This window comes from Micromonospora sp. NPDC050187, from assembly GCF_044459745.1.
In the GTDB taxonomy this organism is placed as follows: Bacteria; Actinomycetota; Actinomycetes; order Mycobacteriales; family Micromonosporaceae; genus Micromonospora.
This window is the reverse complement of the sequence record NZ_JBITJH010000014.1, coordinates 106,635-124,032: the sequence shown is the minus strand read 5'-3', so window position 1 is coordinate 124,032 and position 17,398 is coordinate 106,635. Positions and strand designations below refer to the sequence as shown.

Annotated in this window: 14 protein-coding genes and 1 pseudogene; 11 read left to right on the top strand and 4 right to left on the bottom strand. The window is 70.8% G+C overall.

Annotated elements, in window-relative coordinates:
• Positions 1-2: 2 nt before the first annotated feature.
• On the bottom strand, positions 3-260 hold the full coding sequence (locus tag ACIBJE_RS21430; RefSeq protein WP_396750920.1) for a phosphopantetheine-binding protein: 258 nt from the start codon (positions 258-260) through the stop codon (positions 3-5).
• Between the two features lie 702 nt (positions 261-962).
• Between ACIBJE_RS21430 and ACIBJE_RS21425 the strand changes: the two genes are divergently transcribed.
• The 11 genes from ACIBJE_RS21425 to ACIBJE_RS21375 all read left to right on the top strand — a co-directional run bounded on the left by ACIBJE_RS21425 (position 963) and on the right by ACIBJE_RS21375 (position 14,789).
• On the top strand, positions 963-2,600 hold the full coding sequence (locus tag ACIBJE_RS21425; RefSeq protein ID WP_396750918.1) for a carbamoyltransferase: 1,638 nt from the start codon (positions 963-965) through the stop codon (positions 2,598-2,600).
• A 4-nt stretch (positions 2,601-2,604) separates the two neighbouring features.
• Complete coding sequence (locus ACIBJE_RS21420) at positions 2,605-3,375, top strand: sugar phosphate nucleotidyltransferase (RefSeq protein ID WP_396750916.1); 771 nt, start codon at positions 2,605-2,607, stop codon at positions 3,373-3,375.
• Positions 3,357-4,505 (top strand): CDP-glucose 4,6-dehydratase, encoded by a 1,149-nt coding sequence (gene rfbG, locus ACIBJE_RS21415; protein ID WP_396750914.1) that lies wholly within the window; start codon positions 3,357-3,359, stop codon positions 4,503-4,505. Before ACIBJE_RS21420 ends, rfbG begins: the two co-directional genes overlap by 19 nt.
• The gene (locus tag ACIBJE_RS21410) at positions 4,502-5,779 is read left to right on the top strand and encodes a glycosyltransferase family 4 protein (protein ID WP_396750912.1); all 1,278 of its coding nucleotides are present in this window, start codon (positions 4,502-4,504) and stop codon (positions 5,777-5,779) included. Before rfbG ends, ACIBJE_RS21410 begins: the two co-directional genes overlap by 4 nt.
• On the top strand, positions 5,772-6,857 hold the full coding sequence (locus tag ACIBJE_RS21405; protein ID WP_396750910.1) for a nicotinate-nucleotide--dimethylbenzimidazole phosphoribosyltransferase: 1,086 nt from the start codon (positions 5,772-5,774) through the stop codon (positions 6,855-6,857). The genes ACIBJE_RS21410 and ACIBJE_RS21405 overlap by 8 nt, the downstream gene beginning before the upstream one ends.
• Positions 6,857-7,561, top strand: a complete 705-nt coding sequence (locus ACIBJE_RS21400) for an HAD family hydrolase (RefSeq protein WP_396751014.1) — start codon at positions 6,857-6,859, stop codon at positions 7,559-7,561. Before ACIBJE_RS21405 ends, ACIBJE_RS21400 begins: the two co-directional genes overlap by 1 nt.
• Entirely contained in the window at positions 7,558-8,970 is a 1,413-nt protein-coding gene (locus ACIBJE_RS21395) for a class I adenylate-forming enzyme family protein (RefSeq protein WP_396750908.1), read from the top strand. Before ACIBJE_RS21400 ends, ACIBJE_RS21395 begins: the two co-directional genes overlap by 4 nt.
• Positions 8,967-9,500, top strand: a complete 534-nt coding sequence (locus ACIBJE_RS21390) for a chorismate--pyruvate lyase family protein (RefSeq protein ID WP_396750906.1) — start codon at positions 8,967-8,969, stop codon at positions 9,498-9,500. The genes ACIBJE_RS21395 and ACIBJE_RS21390 overlap by 4 nt, the downstream gene beginning before the upstream one ends.
• 149 nt (positions 9,501-9,649) lie before the next feature.
• Positions 9,650-11,434, top strand: a complete 1,785-nt coding sequence (locus tag ACIBJE_RS21385) for an ABC transporter ATP-binding protein (RefSeq protein ID WP_396750904.1) — start codon at positions 9,650-9,652, stop codon at positions 11,432-11,434.
• On the top strand, positions 11,418-13,232 hold the full coding sequence (locus ACIBJE_RS21380; protein ID WP_396750902.1) for an ABC transporter ATP-binding protein: 1,815 nt from the start codon (positions 11,418-11,420) through the stop codon (positions 13,230-13,232). The genes ACIBJE_RS21385 and ACIBJE_RS21380 overlap by 17 nt, the downstream gene beginning before the upstream one ends.
• 294 nt (positions 13,233-13,526) lie before the next feature.
• Positions 13,527-14,789 carry an IS256 family transposase gene (locus ACIBJE_RS21375; RefSeq protein WP_396750900.1) on the top strand — a complete coding sequence of 421 codons (1,263 nt, stop codon included), beginning with the start codon at positions 13,527-13,529 and terminating at the stop codon, positions 14,787-14,789.
• Here ACIBJE_RS21375 and ACIBJE_RS21370 read toward each other — a convergent pair.
• The 3 genes and pseudogenes from ACIBJE_RS21370 to ACIBJE_RS21360 all read right to left on the bottom strand — a co-directional run.
• Positions 14,779-15,257: pseudogene (locus tag ACIBJE_RS21370) on the bottom strand (transposase); the annotation flags it as partial. The gene ACIBJE_RS21375 and the pseudogene ACIBJE_RS21370 sit on opposite strands and share 11 nt — an antisense overlap.
• 119 nt (positions 15,258-15,376) lie before the next feature.
• Positions 15,377-16,033 carry a response regulator gene (locus ACIBJE_RS21365; protein WP_396750898.1) on the bottom strand — a complete coding sequence of 219 codons (657 nt, stop codon included), beginning with the start codon at positions 16,031-16,033 and terminating at the stop codon, positions 15,377-15,379.
• Positions 16,030-17,361, bottom strand: coding sequence for a sensor histidine kinase (locus ACIBJE_RS21360; protein WP_396750896.1), 1,332 nt, complete (start codon positions 17,359-17,361; stop codon positions 16,030-16,032). The genes ACIBJE_RS21365 and ACIBJE_RS21360 overlap by 4 nt, the downstream gene beginning before the upstream one ends.
• Positions 17,362-17,398: the final 37 nt, after the last annotated feature.

Here is a 17,398-nt window from a genome sequence, read left to right as displayed (position 1 = left end):
GCTCAGGGGCGACGTGAGGCGACGTAGTCCACCATTCTGCCCATGGTCGAGAAGTGGTCGACGACCAGATCCTCGTCGGGGATCGTGACGGCGAACTCGCTTTCCAGCCAGACCAGGACCTCGAGCAGCCCGAGCGAATCAAAGCTGGCGTAGTCCCGGAGGTCCTTGTCCTCTGACGGGGGGTCCTGAGCGATCTCCGGCATGAACTTGCCGAGGCGATCAAGGATGACACCAGCGATTTGTTGGCGATCGGTGGTCATGGCGGCTCCTCCCTATCACGTGACCGCGGACGGCCGGCCGCCGCGTAGGACGATCCGGGACCGCACGCCCCACTCACCGGCGATTCCCGTTGTCGTGCGTGGCCGATCACGTGTCGAACGGGTGGCGTGACCCAGCCGGGCATTGCTCCTCGGACGGCGGTCGCGCCGGTTGACGCAGTTGCGCCACCTCATCCCCCCGTGAATCCCGCCTCATCCCCCGTGAATCCCGCGCCATCCATTGGCTCAGGTCGACATAGTAGATCCAACTCGTGGCCGCTTGGCAAGCCTTGACTAATGGAAGGATCACCGGTCCAATCGAACCGCCGCGGGTGCCGTCACCCCGGCCGGCCACCCCGCTTCGGTCACGCAACCGGGCGGCCTTCGACCCGAAAGAGTTGAGGATGACCATTTCCTAAACCAGATCACCCCGAACCTACCGGCATCATCCGCGACGTTGGCAGCGGCGGTGCCCCACGGTGCGGAGGATCCGCCCGAGCGGCTGGTGAGTCCGCTCCTCGTCGGCAGGCCGGACCGGACGTCGCGATCGGTCCGACAGTGCCTCTCCGTGGCCGGAAGCGGTCACGGTCCGACGGCGCCGCGGCACACACCAATTCGGCGGGCGGTTCACGCCGTCGCCACCACATGCCTGCCCCCGGTCGAGAGCGGTCGGTCCGGCGGAGGAACCGACGAAGGGGGAGGTTCGTGCGAGTACTCGGCCTGGGCGGGTCGCACCATGACTTTTCCGCGTGCCTCGTGGAGGACGGTCAGGTCGTCTCGGCCGTTGAGGAGGAGCGACTGACCCGGGTGAAGATCGGCTTCGGCCTCGGACCCCGGCTCCAGCGGTGCCTCGCCGCCGACTACGTGCTCGCCGAAGCGGGTGTGCGGGTCGACGAGGTCGATGTCCTCATCGCCAACGACTTCCTCAACCCCGTCTATTCACTGCGGTTCCGGGACCGGATGACCTGGATCGGGCACCATCTGTCGCACGCCGCGAGCACCTTCTACACGTCGCCCTTCGAGCGGGCAGCGGTGATGGTTCTCGACGGACGCGGCTCCGAGCTCGACCACCATGGTGAGCGACATGGCGAGACCATCACCCTCTACGCGGGCGACCCGGATGGCCTGCGCGTGGTCCACCGGGTCCACGGACGCATCCAGGAGGCGCCCCGCCGCCTGGACGACATCTACGAGAACTCCGTCGGCTGGATGTACGAGGCGGTGTCAAAGGGCATCGGCTTCCACACCGTCGGCGGGATGGGAGCCCCCGGCAAGACCATGGGGCTGGCCCCGTACGGCACCCCTCGCTACGTCCCCGCTCTCGCCGAGCACTACCACCTGGCCGACGGGGTGTTCCGGCAGTCGGCCGAACAGCAGCGTGCGCTGTGCGAACTGATCAGGCAGGAGCTCGCCGGGGCCGATGACGCGGTGGCCGACGAGATCCGGGCGGACTTCGCTTACGCCGTCCAGGCACACACCGAGCGGATCGTCCTCGACCTGGCCCGCTGGCTGCATCGCCGCACCGGGGAGCGGGCACTGTGCCTGGCCGGCGGCGTCGCGCTCAACAGCGTCGCCAACTTCAAGATTCTCGAGGAGACGCCCTTCGAGGAGATCCACATCGTCCCGGCCGCCGGTGACCAGGGCACCGCCCTCGGCGCAGCCCTGCACGGCACCTACGGGACGGGTCACCGGACGTGGGCCCCGTCGCCCGGGTTGTTCTCCCCCTACCTGGGCCGCCACTACGACAGCGGGGCGATCCGGGCCGCCGTGGAGGCGCACGGCGCCGAGCTGCGCACCGAACGGCCGGAGGACCTTTCCGCACGGGTCGCGGTGGAGCTGACCCGTGGCATGGTGGTGGGCTGGTTCCAAGGGCGTTCGGAGATCGGGCCACGGGCCCTCGGCAACCGCAGCATCCTCGCCGACCCGCGCGACCCGGATATGAAGGACCGGATCAACGCGAAGGTGAAGCACCGCGAGCCGTTCCGTCCCTTCGCCCCGGTCGTGCTGGCCGAGCGCCAGGGCGAGTTCTTCGAATCGACCGTGCCGGCGCACTACATGCTGCTCGTGCCGAAGGTCCGACCGGAGATGCGGACGGTCATCCCGGCCGTGACCCACGTGGACGGCTCGGCGCGCCTACAGACCGTCACGGCGGAGCTGAATCCCCGCCTGCACGAGCTGATCGGCGCCTTCGCCCGCCTGACCGACGTTCCGGTGCTGCTGAACACGTCGTTCAACGACAACGAGGAGCCGATCGTCGAGACGCCCCACGACGCCGTGCGGTGCTTCCTGTCGACCGAGATGGATCTGCTGGTGCTCGGCGACACCCTGGTCTGGAAGGCGTGACGACGTGACGCGACCCCCTCCGGTCGTCCTGCTGTGTGGCGGGCTCGGCCTACGCCAGCGCAGTGACGGTGACGACCTGCCGAAACCGATGCGATTGCTGCCCGACGGCCGTCCGTTGCTGCTGCACGTCGTGGACTACTACCGACGTTTCGGCGTGCGCGAGTTCGTGCTCTGCGTCGGCTATGGCGCCGATGCGATCACCCGGCTGCTGGTCGAGACGTTCGCCGGTAGTTCGGCGCAGACGGCCACGGGGGCGGGCTGGCTCCGGATCAGCGGCGTGGACCTGCGGATCACCCTGGTCGACGACGGCCCGTATGCCGAGAAGAACGCGCGGCTGTTGACCGCCCGCGGTCACCTCGACGACAAGCCGTTCCTGCTCGGCTACGCCGATGTGCTCTCCGACCTCGACCTGAACCGCCTGATCGACCGACACCGCGGCACCGACGCCGCGTTGACCCTCGTGGCGACCCGGGTCCGCTCGCGCTACGGCGAGCTGCGCGTCGACGCGGCCTGCCGGGTCACCGAGTTCCACGAGAAGCCGACCCGGACCGCACTGGTCTCCGCAGGCTACTTCATGTGCTCTCCGCAGCTGTTCGACGTGCTCCGCCCGGAACTCGACTTCGAAGTCGACGTGTTGCCGCAACTCACCGCAAGTGGTCGGGTCGGGGCCGTGGTCCACGAGGGCCTCTGGCTGCCGTTCGACACCTACAAGGACTTCATCGACGCCGAAGATCTCGTGGCCCGGGAGGGATTCCGATGGCTGAATCCCGCCTGACGGGAAGTCCGCCGGCCGACCGGCGGCCCGCCGGCCGGTGGTGGACCGGACGCTGCGTTCTCGTCACCGGCTATTCGGGCTTCGTCGGCGCCTGGCTGACCACGACGCTGCTCGAGCTGGGAGCCACGGTTGTGGGGTTCGCGTTGGACGACGAACACACCCGCCAACGCGTGGCTGGCCTCGTCGAACGCGGAGCGACGCCGGTGACCGGAGACATCCGCCGGCTGGCGGACGTACGCGGGGCGATGGCCACGCGACCGATCGACGTGGTCTTTCATCTCGCGGCGCAGCCCCTGGTCGGCGTCGGCCTCGCCGACCCGCACGGCACGTTCACCACCAACGTCCAGGGAACGGTCAACCTGCTGGAGGCCGTCCGCGAGCACCAGCCGGGCGTCCTGGTCAACGTGACGTCGGACAAGTGCTACCGCAACCAGGGCTGGCCATGGCCATACCGAGAGGTGGACCAGCTCGGTGGCGGCTGCCCGTACAGCGTCTCCAAGGCAGCCGCGGAACTGGTCTTCGAGGCGTACGCCGAGCTCGGACGGAACTGTGGCCATCCCACCACCATGGCCTCCGTCCGGTTCGGCAACGTTATCGGCGGCGGCGACCGAGCGGCGCGGCGGCTGGTGCCCGACGTCGTCGCCGCGCTGATGACGGGCACCCCGCTGCGGTTACGCCGGGCGGATGCCGTCCGACCCTGGCAGCACGTGCTCGACGTCGTGCAGGGACTGCTGCTGACGGCCGAGGCATTGGCCGAACACACGGTCGACACCGGAGAGGTGTTCAACTTCGCGCCACCCGACGACGGTGCCTCGGTACGCCGGCTGGTGGCGGCCCTCACCGCCGCGTGGGTGGCCACGGGCGGAACAGGTGTGCCGGTGCTGGACTCGCAGGACGTCCAGCTCACGGAGGCCGAGGTGCTGCGGTTGGACGGACGCAAGGCGGCGAGCGCACTGGGCTGGCGGCACCGGTTCGACCTGGACTCCGCGTCAGCCGAGATCATCGACTGGCATCGCGCGGTGGCCGCTGGTGTCTCGCCCTCGGCCGCCACCGCCCACCAGGTGAGACAGTACTTCGCGGGCGTCTGCCGGCCGCTCGCCGACCAGGAGACCGGGGAAGCACTCAGATGACCACACGACCCAGCATGTTCGTCTTCTCCCGCGAGTATCCGCCGGTCACCGTCGGAGGTACCAGCACGGTGGCGCGGAACCTCGCCGTCGGCCTCACCCGACACGGCTGGTCGGTCACCGTACTGACAACCGCGCCGGACCGCGACGGGGACCTGCGCCAGGTGCTCGAAGGCGTCCTCGTCCACCGGCTCGGCACGGAGACCATCTACCAGTCCACCACCGGACTCGACGACGGTGCCATCCGCAGCCACCGGCGCATGTACGCCGCCGCCGAGCAACTCGCGGCCGAGATCGGCGCACCGCAGGCCGTCGCACTGCCCGACCTGTTCTGCAATCCGGAGGCCGCGATGTTCTCGCGGCGGCACGGGGTACCGCTGATCAACGTCCTGCTACAGGACTTCCGGGCCATCGTCCCGTACGACCGCGACGAGCACCGGGTCACCAGTGGGGTGGTCGCCAACCGGAACCACCTGCTCGCGTTGGAGGAGAGGACCTTTCGTACCAGCGACCACACGGTCTTCATCAGCCAGGCGCTGTCCGACGCGGTCACCGGTCATTACCCGGACATCGACGCCCCGCACTCCGTGGTGCACCTCGGCGTGGACCTCGCCGAGTGCGCCGCCGTCGAGGCCGACACGACCTGGCAACGCGAGCGTACGCGGTTGCTCGGCTCTACAGGGGACCGGCAGCTGCTGGTGGCCTGCGGACGTCTGGTGCCGGTCAAGGGGTTCGCCCCGCTGCTCGTCGCCCTGCACCGGCTGGTCACCGGAAACCGGCCGTGGTGCCGCCCGCACCTCGCGCTGGTAGGGGTGGGCCCGGAGGAGCCGCACCTGCGCCGCCTGGCGGCGGAGCTGCGGATCACGGACCACGTCTCCTTCCTCGGGGACGTGCCCCGACGAACTGCCCTCGGCTGGATGTCCGTGGCGGACGTCGCGGTCGTGCCGAGCCTGTGGGAGTCCTTCTGCTACGTCTGCGCCGAGATGATGGTGCTACGCCGGCCGGTGGTGTGCACCGCTGTCGACAGCCTGCGCGAGCTGGTGCCGTCCGAGGAGGTCGGTTACCCGGTGGCCGTCTCCGGCGGACCCGGCGAACGGGTGCTGCTGCCCGACGACCTCGCCGACGCGATCGAGCGGGCACTCGCGCATCCGGAGGAGGCACGTCGCCGGGGACAGGCCGCGCACCGTCGGATCGTCGAGCACTTCGGCAACGACAACTTCGCCCGCGGCATCGCCGAACTCGCCGAACAGCTGACCATGACGCGGAACCGTGACTGAGCAGTCGGAGGCTGCACACAGCGACACGCAAGCCGAACGGCTGCGCCGGATCGGTCAGCTCTGCCGCTCCGTCGTGCCCGTCGACCGGCAGGCCGGCAGGCTCTGCGCCGTCCGGCAACGGGCCCGAGCCCGGCCGGCAGGCAGCCTCGGTCGTCTCGACGAGATGATCACCAGGGTCGCCGCCGTGCGCGGGAACCCGGAGCCCGCTCCGATGACCGCCGTGGTCGGGGTGCTCGCCGCCGACCACGGGATCGCACGACGGCAGACCTCCGCCTTCCGCCCCGAGGTCACCAGCCGCCTGCTCGAACTGATCCAGGCCGACCAGGCGCCGATCAACGTCCTCGCCGCCCAGTTCGGCGTGGCGGTCGTGTCGGCCGACATCGGGCTGTCCCGTCCCGTCGGCGACCAGCGCTACAAGGCGGGATCCGGCACCGGTGACATCTCGATCGAGGACGCGATGCGACTCGGCCAGGCGGAACAGGCGGTGCTCAACGGGATACGGTTCGCCGACGACCACCTCGCGGACCGCCCTCTGGTGGGCGTCGGCGAGATCGGCGTGGGCAACACCAGCGCGACCGCCGCGCTCGGCAGCGTCCTCTTGGACGTCGCACCGGACCGGATGGTGGGCGTCGGTTCGGGTATCGACCGCAGTGCCCGGGACCGTAAGCGACAGCTCGTCGAGCGGGCCGTGGAGCGGGTCCAGGGCCGGGGCGCGGATCCTCTGCACCTGCTGGCCGCGCTGGGCGGCTACGAGATCGCCGGCAACGTCGGCGTCATCCTCGCCGCGGCGGCCCGGCGCCAGGTGATCGTGATCGACGGCAGCATCACGACCGTCTCCGCGCTGCTCGCCGCGCGGATGTGTCCCGCTGTGTCCGACTATCTCGTCGCCGCACACCGCTCGACCGAGCCCGGACACCAGCTCATGCTGGACGACCTCGGACAGCCACCGCTGTTGAGCCTGGACATGCGCCTCGGCATGGCAAGCGGAGCCGTCCTGGCGATCGGCCTCTGCAACGCGGCGCTGGCGGTCGCCGACGCCACCCCGGCCGCACGGACGGTCGGCCTGGTGGCCCCGTGATGACCTCAGCGGCGACGGCCGGCGACGACGCCGGCCCACCGCGGGCCGCTCCCGGCTCGCCCCGGCGCGGGGTGATCTTCGACCTGGACGGCACGCTGCTCGACACCTGGGCCCTGCACCGGGCGTGTCTTCGGCACGCCGTCACGGCGGTCGGCCTCCCCGCGCCGAGCGCGGCCCGGGTGTTGTCGGCCCACCGGGCCACCGACCTCGCGACGGTGCAGGCGCTGGTCGGCCCGGACCGGGTCGACCAGGCGATGTCCGCCTACCGTCGCGAGCTTCACCGCCGACTGGAGGTCGGCGAAGGAACCAGCAACCCGGCGGCCGGCCACACAGTCGCCCGGCTCCTCGGTGCCGGGCTGACCGTCGGGATCTGCACCGGCCGCTCCCGGACCGAGTCGGAGGCGCTGCTGCGGACGGGGGGCATCGACGTCGCCGTCACCGTGGCCCGGGAAGACACCAAACGCCCGAAGCCGGCTCCCGAAGGGCTGTGGCTGGCACTGACCCGCCTCGGCCTGACACCACCGGACGCGGTGTACGTGGGCGACACGGTCGACGACGCGCGCCAGGGTGAGGCGGCGGGCGTCAGGACGGTGCTCGTCGGACCGGCGTCGTACCAGCGCGCCGCCGGCCGTGGGCCTCGCGTCGAGCACGTGTCCCAACTGGCTGAGCTGGTGCCGCTCTTGCTGGGAGAGGAGTCCCGATGAGCCATGACGGCATCTACGCCGCCGTCCGTGACAACACCGTCGACCTGGACCGGCCGGCGTTGTCCGACGGGCGGCGGCGCTGGAGCCGGCGGAATCTCCTGTCGGCCGCCGAGGCCCTCGCCACGGTGCTGGGCCGCCAGGCGGACCCGCTTGTGTCCGAGCTGGCCGACCCGTTCGCCATCGCCGCGGTCACCCTGGCCGCCGACCTCGTGGGGTTGCCGCTCGTGCACCGGGACCCCGCCGTCCCGGCCGCGTTCACGGGGCGGGTGATCCGGGACGCGTCCCCGGCCGCCCGCGCCGACGTCGACCATGCCAGCGAGGACATCGACGTCGCCGGCCTGCGGCTGTGGCTGCGGGCCGGGCAGGGCACCCCCACCGTCTCCGGACTCCCGGCAGGCGCCCAGGTCTTCCTGACCTCCGGATCGACCGGTACGCCCAGCATGGTGGTCCGCGACACCGCCTGCGTGCTCGCCGACGCTGAGCGGGTGGCGGCCGTCCTCGCGTACGCGCCGGACCGTCCCGTGGTCTGTGCCGCGCCACTGTTCCACGCCTACGGGTTCAACTACGCCCTCGTGGCACCGCTGGCGTACGGCAGCCCGGTGCGACTCTGCCCGTCTCGGTCGTTGCCCTCCCGCCTGGCCCGCGCCGCGCACGAGAGCACGGCGCGGATCCTCATCGCCCTGCCCGCCCATTACGCCCTGATGGCCACGGACGCCCCGGCCAACACGTCGCGGGACGCCTACGCCCCGCTCGCCGAGGCGGTGTCGGCGGGTGCGCCTCTCGGGCCGCAGGTGGCGCGGACGCTCAGCGGACGACACGCGTTCGCCCTCCGCAACTGCTACGGCTCCTCGGAAGCGGGGGCCGTCACCCTCGATCCGGTCCACCCGTCGGCGCAGGCCGGTGAGATCGGCCTGCCCCTACCGGGCGTCTCGGCACGGCTGGAGCCGACCGATTCCGGCCACAGCGAGCTGCTGCTGCGCTCCGATTCCATGGCAGTTGGCCGAATCGGTCCCGCCGGGATCGAGCCGTTGACCCGCGACGGCTGGTACCACACCGGCGACCTCGTGGAGCGCCTGGCGACAGGCCGTCTGAGGTTGCGCGGCAGGCGCGGCTCGGTGATCAACGTGGCTGGCGAAAAGGTGCTTCCCGCCGACGTGGAGGCCGTGCTGGCCCGGCATCCCGCCGTCGCCGGGGTTCGGGTGCTTCCCACCGCGCACGACACCGCCGGCCAGGTGCCCGTCGCCACGGTCGTGGTTACGGAGTTCGTCTCCACGGTCGAACTCACCCGCTGGTGCCGAGACCGCCTTGCCCCGCACCAGGTGCCCCGAGCCATCGAGTTGGTCGACGCCCTCCCGGCCTCGGCCACCGGGAAGGTGCTGGCCCCCGTCACCCCTGAGGAGGACCGGTGAAGCTGGATGCGGCGGTTCACTTCCGTCGGCTCGACCGGATTCCGCTGCCCGGACGACTGCTGCTCACCTCGGACGGAACAGTCACCCCCATGTTGGAACAGATCGTAGGGGAGCCGATCGTGACCGCCGGACTCACCATCACGCCCGTCGCGGCGGACGACGACTCCGTCGGCCTGCTGCCCGGAGGCCAGGAACTGCACTGCCGGCGCACCGACCTGGTGGGTGCCGTCACCGGGACGGTTCATGTTCGGGCACGCTCGATTCTTGCTGTCGACCTGCTGCCGCCGCAGCTTCGCGCCGACCTCGCCGAGACCGATGAGCCGATTGGTGTGCTGCTGCGCCGGCATCGGCTGGAGACCTACCGGGAGCTGCTGTGGTGGCGCGTCCACCCCGGCGAGGCGGACGAGGACGTCGGGGCGGGACGGCCTCCGACCACCCGAGCCAGCCGACGCTACCGGCTCTTCACGGGTGGACAGGCCGCGTTACTGATCCAGGAAACCTTTTTCGCCTCCTGTCTGCGGAACCAGTAGTATCGAACGGTTTCGCCCGGACGAATGGGAAACATGCAGATGACGGCATCGTCGTTGACCACGAGGCGGGCCGACGGCCAACGTGGCGTACCCACGCAGCTTCCCGCAGAGACGCAGCGACCGGCCGTGATGCAGCTGGCGGCGCAGCCGTGCTGACCAGACTGCGCGATCGACAGGAGTGGGCGTTCTTCCGGGTCCTGCCCCGGGCCAACCGGACGCTCACTGCGGTGTGGTGGACGCTCATCGTCCTGCGCGGGCTGCTGCCGGCGACCCTGGGCGTCTCCCTGGGGCTCCTGGTCGGCGCCGTGCAGCGCGACGATCCGCTGTTGACGCCCCTGCTGGTCGTCGGCACCGCTTTCGTGGTGATGCAGTTGTTGGCACCACTGCACGCCCTGGTCGGGGCCAACCTCGGTGATCAGCTCTCCTGCTGGCTGCACGATCGCCTGCTGGTCGCCACGACCAAGCCCCGGGGCATCGCCCACCTGGAGTCTCGCGAGCTGACCGACAAGCTGACCAGCGCGCGCGACTTCGATCTGGGGATGGCCGGCCCTCCGATGACGCTCTCCGTGGGTTTCATCAGCGGCGGGCTGGTGGAGGCGGTGGCCGGTCTGGCACAGGCGGCGGTGCTCGGCGCGTACCGTTGGTGGGCGCCGCTCGTGATTGGCGGCGCCTGGGCGTCCACGCACTGGCTGCTGCGCGAGAGCAGCTCGTGGGACCGCAACGCTGGCGAGGTGCTCGCCGCGCAGCGACGATCCGAGTACACGTACCGCATGGCCGTCGAGGCGTCGGCAGCCAAGGAGATCAGGGTTTTCGGGCTCAGCGACTGGGTGGTCGACCAGTTCGCAGCGAACCGGCGGCGGCTGGTCGACCTCAAGTGGAAGGCGAACCGGCTGCGGCAACGGCCGCTGAGCCGAGCCATCGCGGTGCTGCTGGTGGCCAACGGCCTCGTGCTGTGGTACCTCGCCCGCGATGCTGTCGAGGGAACCCTGAGCACCGCCGAGGTCGTGGTGTTCGCCCAGGCGATCGTCGGCGCGAGCGCGTTGGCCTTCGGCGGGCTGAACTGGGCCCTACCTCCCGCGGCCCACGCTGCCGCGACGGTGCTCGAACTGGAGTCCACGATGGGCGCGGCCGGTCGCCTGGAGTCCGGCGACCGGCCGGCGGATGGGCTTCCCGCCGCACAGATCCGGCTGCGCGGTGTCGGCTTCGCCTATCCCACCGAGGCCCGGCCGGTGCTCGACGGCCTCGACCTCACCATCGAGGCCGGCACCAGCCTGGCGATCGTCGGCCTCAACGGCGCGGGTAAGACGACGCTGGTCAAGCTCCTGTGCCGGCTCTACGACCCGACATCCGGCACCATCGAGGTCGACGGAGTGGACCTGCGCTGCCTCGACCTCGAATCCTGGCGCAGCCGGGTGACCACCGTCTTCCAGGACTTCGTCCGCTACGAGTTGCCCCTGCGGGACAACGTTGCGCCGCTGGGTGCACCCGATGACGTGATCGAGGCGGCGCTGGCCGACGCGGACGCCGCCGACATCGCCGCGCTGGGCACCGTCATGGCGCGCGGCTACGACGGCGGCACCGACCTCTCCGGGGGACAGTGGCAGCGGGTGGCCGTGGCCCGGGGCCTGTGCGCGGTCCGCCAGGGGGCCGGGGTCGTCATCCTCGACGAGCCGACCGCCCAGTTGGACGTCCGGACCGAGGCGCGCGTCTTCGAGCGCATCCTGGACGCCACGCGTGGCAGGACCACCATCCTGATCTCGCACCGCTTCGCCACCGTCCGACGAGCCGATCGGATCTGCGTGCTGGACGGGGGGCGAGTGGTGGAACTCGGCACCCACGAGGCGCTGATGGCGGCGGACGGACACTACCGGAGGATGTTCGACATGCAGGCTTCCCGCTTCGACGAGGAGGCCGACGATGTCGTCCGCTCTTGACCCGATGCCGCCGTGGCTGCCCTCACTGTGGCGGTCCCTTCGCCTGGGGTACCGGGCCAGTCCCGGCCTGATCCTCGTGGCGTTCGTTACCACGGTCGCCGCCGCCGTGCCCGACGCGCTCCTCGCGCTGGGCCTGGCGTCGCTCCTGCAGGCCGTGGTCGACGGCGACGGTCGCAGGGTCGCGCTGACGGTGCTCGTCGTGGGGGTCCTGGCGGCGGGCAGTTGGCTGTTCACGGTGGTCAGCGAACGGGCGAACCTCCGCTTCGCCGATCGCGCCGCCATCGCGGTCGAGTCACACGTCGCGCGCCTACAGTCGTCGGTGGCGACGCTTGAGCACCAGGAACGGCCCGAGGCACTCGACCGGCTGGCCGTGCTACGGACGCACGTGGCCGCGCTGAGCGGGCTCTACCAGCAGCTCTTCGCCACGATCGGTGCGCTCCTGCGGCTTGTCATCACCCTGGTGCTGCTGGTGTCGGTGCATCCCCTGCTGGGGCTGCTCGGCCTGCTGGCGCTGCCCACGGTCCTGGTCTCCAACTGGCGGGGCGGCGTGGAGAAGGCCGTGGAGGAGGGGGCCGTGCAGCACGATCGGCTGGCCCGCCACCTGTTCACCCTGGCCACGACCCCCGCTCCCGCCAAGGAATTGCGGGTCGCCCGGGTCCAGTCCCGGTTACGGCAGTTGCGACGGACGGCCTGGCATCACCGCTACCGGCAGATGTCGAGAGCCAGGACGCTCACCGCCCTGTGGCAGAGTGCCGCGCAGGTTCTCTTCGGGGTGGCCTTCGTGCTGGCAGTCCTGTTCGTGGCCGGGCGAGGGCCGACGGCGGCCGGAGACGTGCTGCTCGTGCTGACCGCGGGAAGCAGGTTGTCCCAGTACATCGGCGAGACCGTGGGCAAGATGCAGTTCTTCCGGATGATCTGGCTCGACGTCGCCCGCAGGTTGGCCTGGTTGGAGGACTTCGCGCGCAGGCAGGAGGCCGAAGCCCCGGAGCCGGCCCCGGACCGGCTGTCGGAGGGCATTCGGTTCGAGGGGGTGACCTTCCGCTACCCGGGCACCGACCGTCTCGTCCTGGACGACGTCGACCTGCACCTGCCACCTGGAGCAGTCGTCGCCGTGGTGGGCGAGAACGGCGCCGGCAAGACGACCCTGGTCAAGCTGCTGGCCAGAATGTACGACCCGGATTCAGGTCGGATCACGGTCGACGGCACGGACCTGAAGCTGATCTCCGCTCCGGCGTGGCGGAAGCGGATCTCCGGCGCGTTCCAGGACTTCTTCCAGTTCGAGTATCCGTTGCAGCACGCGGTGGGCCTGGGGGACCTGCCGAGAGTCGACGACCAGGAGGCGGTGCGTGCCGCGGTCGAGCGGGGCGGTGCGACGGACGTCGTCACCCGGCTACCCGACGGCCTACGCACGCAGCTCGGCGCCAACTGGGAAGGCGGCGTCGGGCTCTCGCACGGCCAGTGGCAGAAGGTCGCACTGGCCAGGGGATTCATGCAGGACGACCCGCTGCTGCTGGTCCTCGACGAGCCGACCTCCGCGCTCGACGCGGAGGTGGAGCACCTGCTCTTCGAGCGCTACGCGGAGGCCGCCCGTGCCGCGACAGCCACCGGGAGCGGCCGGATCACGGTGCTGGTTTCGCACCGGTTCTCGACCGTGCGGATGGCCGATGTGATCGTCGTGCTCGACGGAGCCCGGGTGGTGGAGCACGGCTCGCACGATCAGCTCATGGCACAGGACGGCCAGTACGCCGCCCTGTACCGCATCCAGGCGGCTGGCTACCGCGCCGATGCCACGCCGTGACGCGAGCAGAAGCCGCCCGCCCGCTGCGGGGGCACCGCCCCGCCCCGCAGCGGGCCGCCGGGTCACCGGCACCCGGAACCACCTCCGTCCGGTTACCGGACCCGCGATCTGATCGGTCAGCAACGGCACCAGAGCGTCAGGCAGATCGATCCGGCCACTGGTCGGCCGTGAGGCGACCGGAGCGGGACCGGTGGCCAGGCGTTCATGCTGAACCGGGACTGCGTAGATTTCCGTGTTTGACCTGGGTGTGGTCTGTTGGACAGGACGTCGATCCTGTCCAGGAAGGACCACGTCATGGCAGACAAGAAGAACGCTGCTCAGCTTCCGGAGCCGACAGCAGCGGAGGTGGAGTTCGCTCAGCAACTGGTGGAGCGGGCCAAGGCCGACGGGGTGTCGCTGGTCGGGCCGAGTGGGCTCCTGGCCGGGATCACCCGCACCGTGCTTGAGTCGGCCCTCGATGCCGAGTTGGATGCTCACCTCGACGAGGCTGGTGTCGACGAGCAGTCCGGTCGGCGGTCCAACGTCCGTAACGGGCACGGGACGAAGACGGTGCAGACCGAGGTCGGGCCGGTGCGGATCCAGGTTCCGCGGGACCGGGCCGGTTCGTTCACGCCGCGGATCGTGCCCAAGTACGTCCGCCGCCTGGATGGGTTCAACGAGGTGATCCTGTCGCTGTACGCGAAAGGGCTGACGACCGGGGAGATCTCCGCCCATCTCGCCGATGTGTACGACGCCGACGTGTCCCGGGAACTGATCAGCCGGGTCACCGACAGCGTCCTGGCCGACATGGAAGCCTGGCGACAACGGCCCCTCGACAGGATCTATCCGGTGGTGTTCATCGACGCCCTGGTGATGAAGATCCGGCAGGGGCAGGTCGCGAACCGCCCCGTCTACGTCGTGGTCGGTATCAGCCTCGACGGGGAACGCGACGTCCTCGGTATGTGGGCCGGCACCGGCGGCGAAGGCGCCAAACAGTGGGCCGGCTACCTCACCGAACTCCGCAACCGCGGCGTCGAGGACGTGTTCATGGTCTGCTCCGACGGCCTCAAGGGCATGACCGACGCGATCGAGCAGGTCTGGCCGCAGGCGGTGCACCAACAGTGCGTCGTCCACCTCGTCAGAGCGAGTCTGCGGTACACCAACCGCAAGGACTGGCAGAAGATCACCCCCGCCCTGCGGGAGATCTACACCGCCCCCACCGTCGCCGCCGCCGAGGCGCGCTTCGAGGCGTTCGCCGGCGAGTTCGGCGACCAGTACCCGGCCGTCATCCGACTGTGGCGGACATCGTGGCCGCAGTTCGTGCCGTTCCTCGACTACGACCACGAGGTCCGCAAGGTCCTCTACACCACCAACATCATCGAGAGTTTGAACGCCCGGTTCCGGCAAGCCGCCCGCCGGCGCGGGCACTTCCCGACCGAGCAGGCCGCGCTGAAGGTCCTCTACCTCGTCGTCCAACAGAAACGCCGGGGTGGTGGGAGTATCACCGGCCGGGTCTACGGTTGGGCCAAGGCCCTCAACGCCCTGATCCTCGCCTACGGCGACCGGATCACCATCTAACAACCTCGATCACACCACAGGCCCAAACACGGAAATCGACACACTCCCGGTCCAGGCTCATCACCGCGAGGTAGACGCACTTGAGTGCGGCGGCCTCGTTCGGGAAGTGGCCGCGGGCCCGGACCGCGCGGCGGATGTGGGCGTTGACGCTCTCGATGGCGTTGGTGGAGCAGACGACGGTGCGGATCTCGGCGTCGAAGCCAGGAACGGCACGAACTCCGCCCATGCCTGCTCCCACAGCCGCACGATCGCTGGATACCGGTCGCCCCAGGTTTCGGTGAACTCGGCGAAGCGGGCTCGGGCGGCGGCCTCGGTGGGGGCGGTGTAGACCGGCCGCAGGGCTTTGGCGATGGCGTCCCAGTGCTGTCGGCCGGCATGCCGGAACGACGCCCGCAGCAGATGGATCACGCAGGTCTGCACGACCGCTTCCGGCCACACCTCACCGATGGCGTCGGGCAGGCCCTTGAGCCGCAGGAGGTCGATGTGACCCCGCTTGGTCAGATAGGCACTCCGCACGCTGACGATCTTTCACCGGACCATTCCCGGATGTCAATGTGCCGCCCGTCCGCATCACACCCGTCGGCGCGTCAGCGCGGCACGACACCGTTCTGGTACGCCCAGACGACCGTCTGCAACCGGTCCCGTACACCGATCTTGGCCATCGCCCGGCCGAGGTGCGACTTGACGGTGCTGGTCTCGATGAACAGTTCGGTGGCGATCTCCACGTTCGACAGACCCTGGGCCAGCAGCCGGACGATCTCGGCCTCCCGCGCGGTGAGCTGGTGCGCGGCCACCGCGTCGGTACGCGGTGCGGCGGTTCGGCGGGCGAACTCGGTGATCACCCGGCGGGTGACCGCCTGGTCGACGAGCCCGTACCCGCCGGCCAGGCGGCGTACCGCCTCGATCAGCTCCTCGGGTTCGCAGTCCTTGAGGATGAACCCGCTGGCACCGGACTCCAGCGCGCCGAAGACGTACTCGTCGAGGTCGAACGTGGTCACCACGAGCACGGCGGGCGGCGTCTCGGTGACCTCGCCGACGATCCGGCGGGTGGCGGTGAGCCCGTCGCCGCCGGGCATCCGGACGTCCATGCAGATCACGTCCGGCCGGTGCCGGCGGGCCAGGTCGACCGCCGCGTCGCCGTTCGACGCCTCGGCCACCACCTCGATGTCCCCGGCCTGTTCCAGGATGACCCGGAACCCGGTCCGCACCACCGCCTGGTCGTCGACGAGCATAACCCTGATCATGTCGGGTCTCCCTGCGCGGTCGCCGTCACGGCGCGGGCGACCTCCGGTGCGGTCGGCAGGTGCACCGTGACCGCCCAGCCGCCGTCGGCGGTCGGCCCGGCGGTGAACTCGGCACCGATGAGCTGTGCGCGTTCCCGCATGCCCACCAGGCCCACGCCGCCGGTGGTGCGGGTGGCCGGCTCGGGCCGCCGGGGCGGCGGGTCGTTGCGTACCTGGAGCGTCACCCGGCGGTCGAGGTAGCGCAGAGCCACCCGGACCGGGGCGTCGGGGGCGTGCTGGCGGGCGTTGGAGAGCGACTCCTGCGCCACCCGGTAGAGCGCCACGTCGGCGATCGGCGGCACCTCGCGCGGTTGCCCCTCGCGGACGAACTCGACCGGGCCGCCGAGGTCAGCGGCGGTGCGGACGAGGTCGTCGAGGACGGCCAGGCCGGGCACCGGGACCGTGCCGTCGCCCGCGTCCGCCCCGGTCCGTCCGCGCAGCACTCCCACCACCAGTCGCAGGTTGTCCAGGGTCTGCTTGCCCTGGGCGCGGATCCAGGCCACCCCGGCGCGGGCCGCCGCCGGGTCGCGGTCGATCAGTCGCTCCACCGCCGCCGCCTGCACCACCATGCCGGAGAGGTGGTGGGCGGCCACGTCGTGCAGCTCCCGCGCCATCCGGGACCGTTCGGCGCCGATCGCCGCCTGCACGCCGGCCTGCTGTGCCCGGACCGCCTCCTCGGCGCGTACCCGGACCAGCTCGACGTAGCGCCGGTAGGTGGCGACGTAGCCACCGACGAAGGCCGCGCCGAGGTAGGTCAGGGCACTCGCGGTGAGGCCGCCGAGCGTGGCGAGGAGGATGTCGGGGGCGACGAGGACGGCGATGGCGACCGCGCCCGCCGTCTCCGCCAGCGTGGCGACCCCCGCGATCAGCAGCGCCGTCCGGACCGGCCGCAGCGTGCCGACGGTGTACGCGGCGACGAACGGCGCGAGGCCCCGGATCGACATCTCCGGCAGGGACAGGCCGACCACCACCAGTTGCAGGGCGACGACCAGGGCGAGGCAGAGCAGCGGACGGATCCGACGCAGGCAGAGCAGCACCGCCTGCACACCGCAGAGCACCAGCACCAGCCAGGCCCACGTCGGGTCGACGGCGATACCCTCCGCCGGTGCGACGATCCAGAACAGCATCGCCAGCAGCAGCAGGGTGGCCACGGTGACGGCCACCGCGAGCAGGCCGTCCCGGGCGAACCGGCCGGTCACGCCGAGCCGGGTGAGCCGCTCGTCAAGCCGCCTGGTCAGCCGGGGCGTCCGGGGCGTCGCCTCGGCCTGCGGATCGGGGTGGGTGCTCATGCGGTGGACTTCCTTGCTCCGGTCCGTCCCGGATCGA

Coding starts and splice junctions, on each gene's coding strand:
- ACIBJE_RS21410 (WP_396750912.1), top strand. CDS start 4,502: ATGACCACACGACCCAGCATGTTCGTCTTCTCCCGCGAGTATCCGCCG.
- ACIBJE_RS21395 (WP_396750908.1), top strand. CDS start 7,558: ATGAGCCATGACGGCATCTACGCCGCCGTCCGTGACAACACCGTCGAC.
- ACIBJE_RS21430 (WP_396750920.1), bottom strand. CDS start 260: ATGACCACCGATCGCCAACAAATCGCTGGTGTCATCCTTGATCGCCTC.
- rfbG (WP_396750914.1), top strand. CDS start 3,357: ATGGCTGAATCCCGCCTGACGGGAAGTCCGCCGGCCGACCGGCGGCCC.
- ACIBJE_RS21375 (WP_396750900.1), top strand. CDS start 13,527: ATGGCAGACAAGAAGAACGCTGCTCAGCTTCCGGAGCCGACAGCAGCG.
- ACIBJE_RS21400 (WP_396751014.1), top strand. CDS start 6,857: ATGACCTCAGCGGCGACGGCCGGCGACGACGCCGGCCCACCGCGGGCC.
- ACIBJE_RS21360 (WP_396750896.1), bottom strand. CDS start 17,361: ATGAGCACCCACCCCGATCCGCAGGCCGAGGCGACGCCCCGGACGCCC.
- ACIBJE_RS21380 (WP_396750902.1), top strand. CDS start 11,418: ATGTCGTCCGCTCTTGACCCGATGCCGCCGTGGCTGCCCTCACTGTGG.
- ACIBJE_RS21365 (WP_396750898.1), bottom strand. CDS start 16,033: ATGATCAGGGTTATGCTCGTCGACGACCAGGCGGTGGTGCGGACCGGG.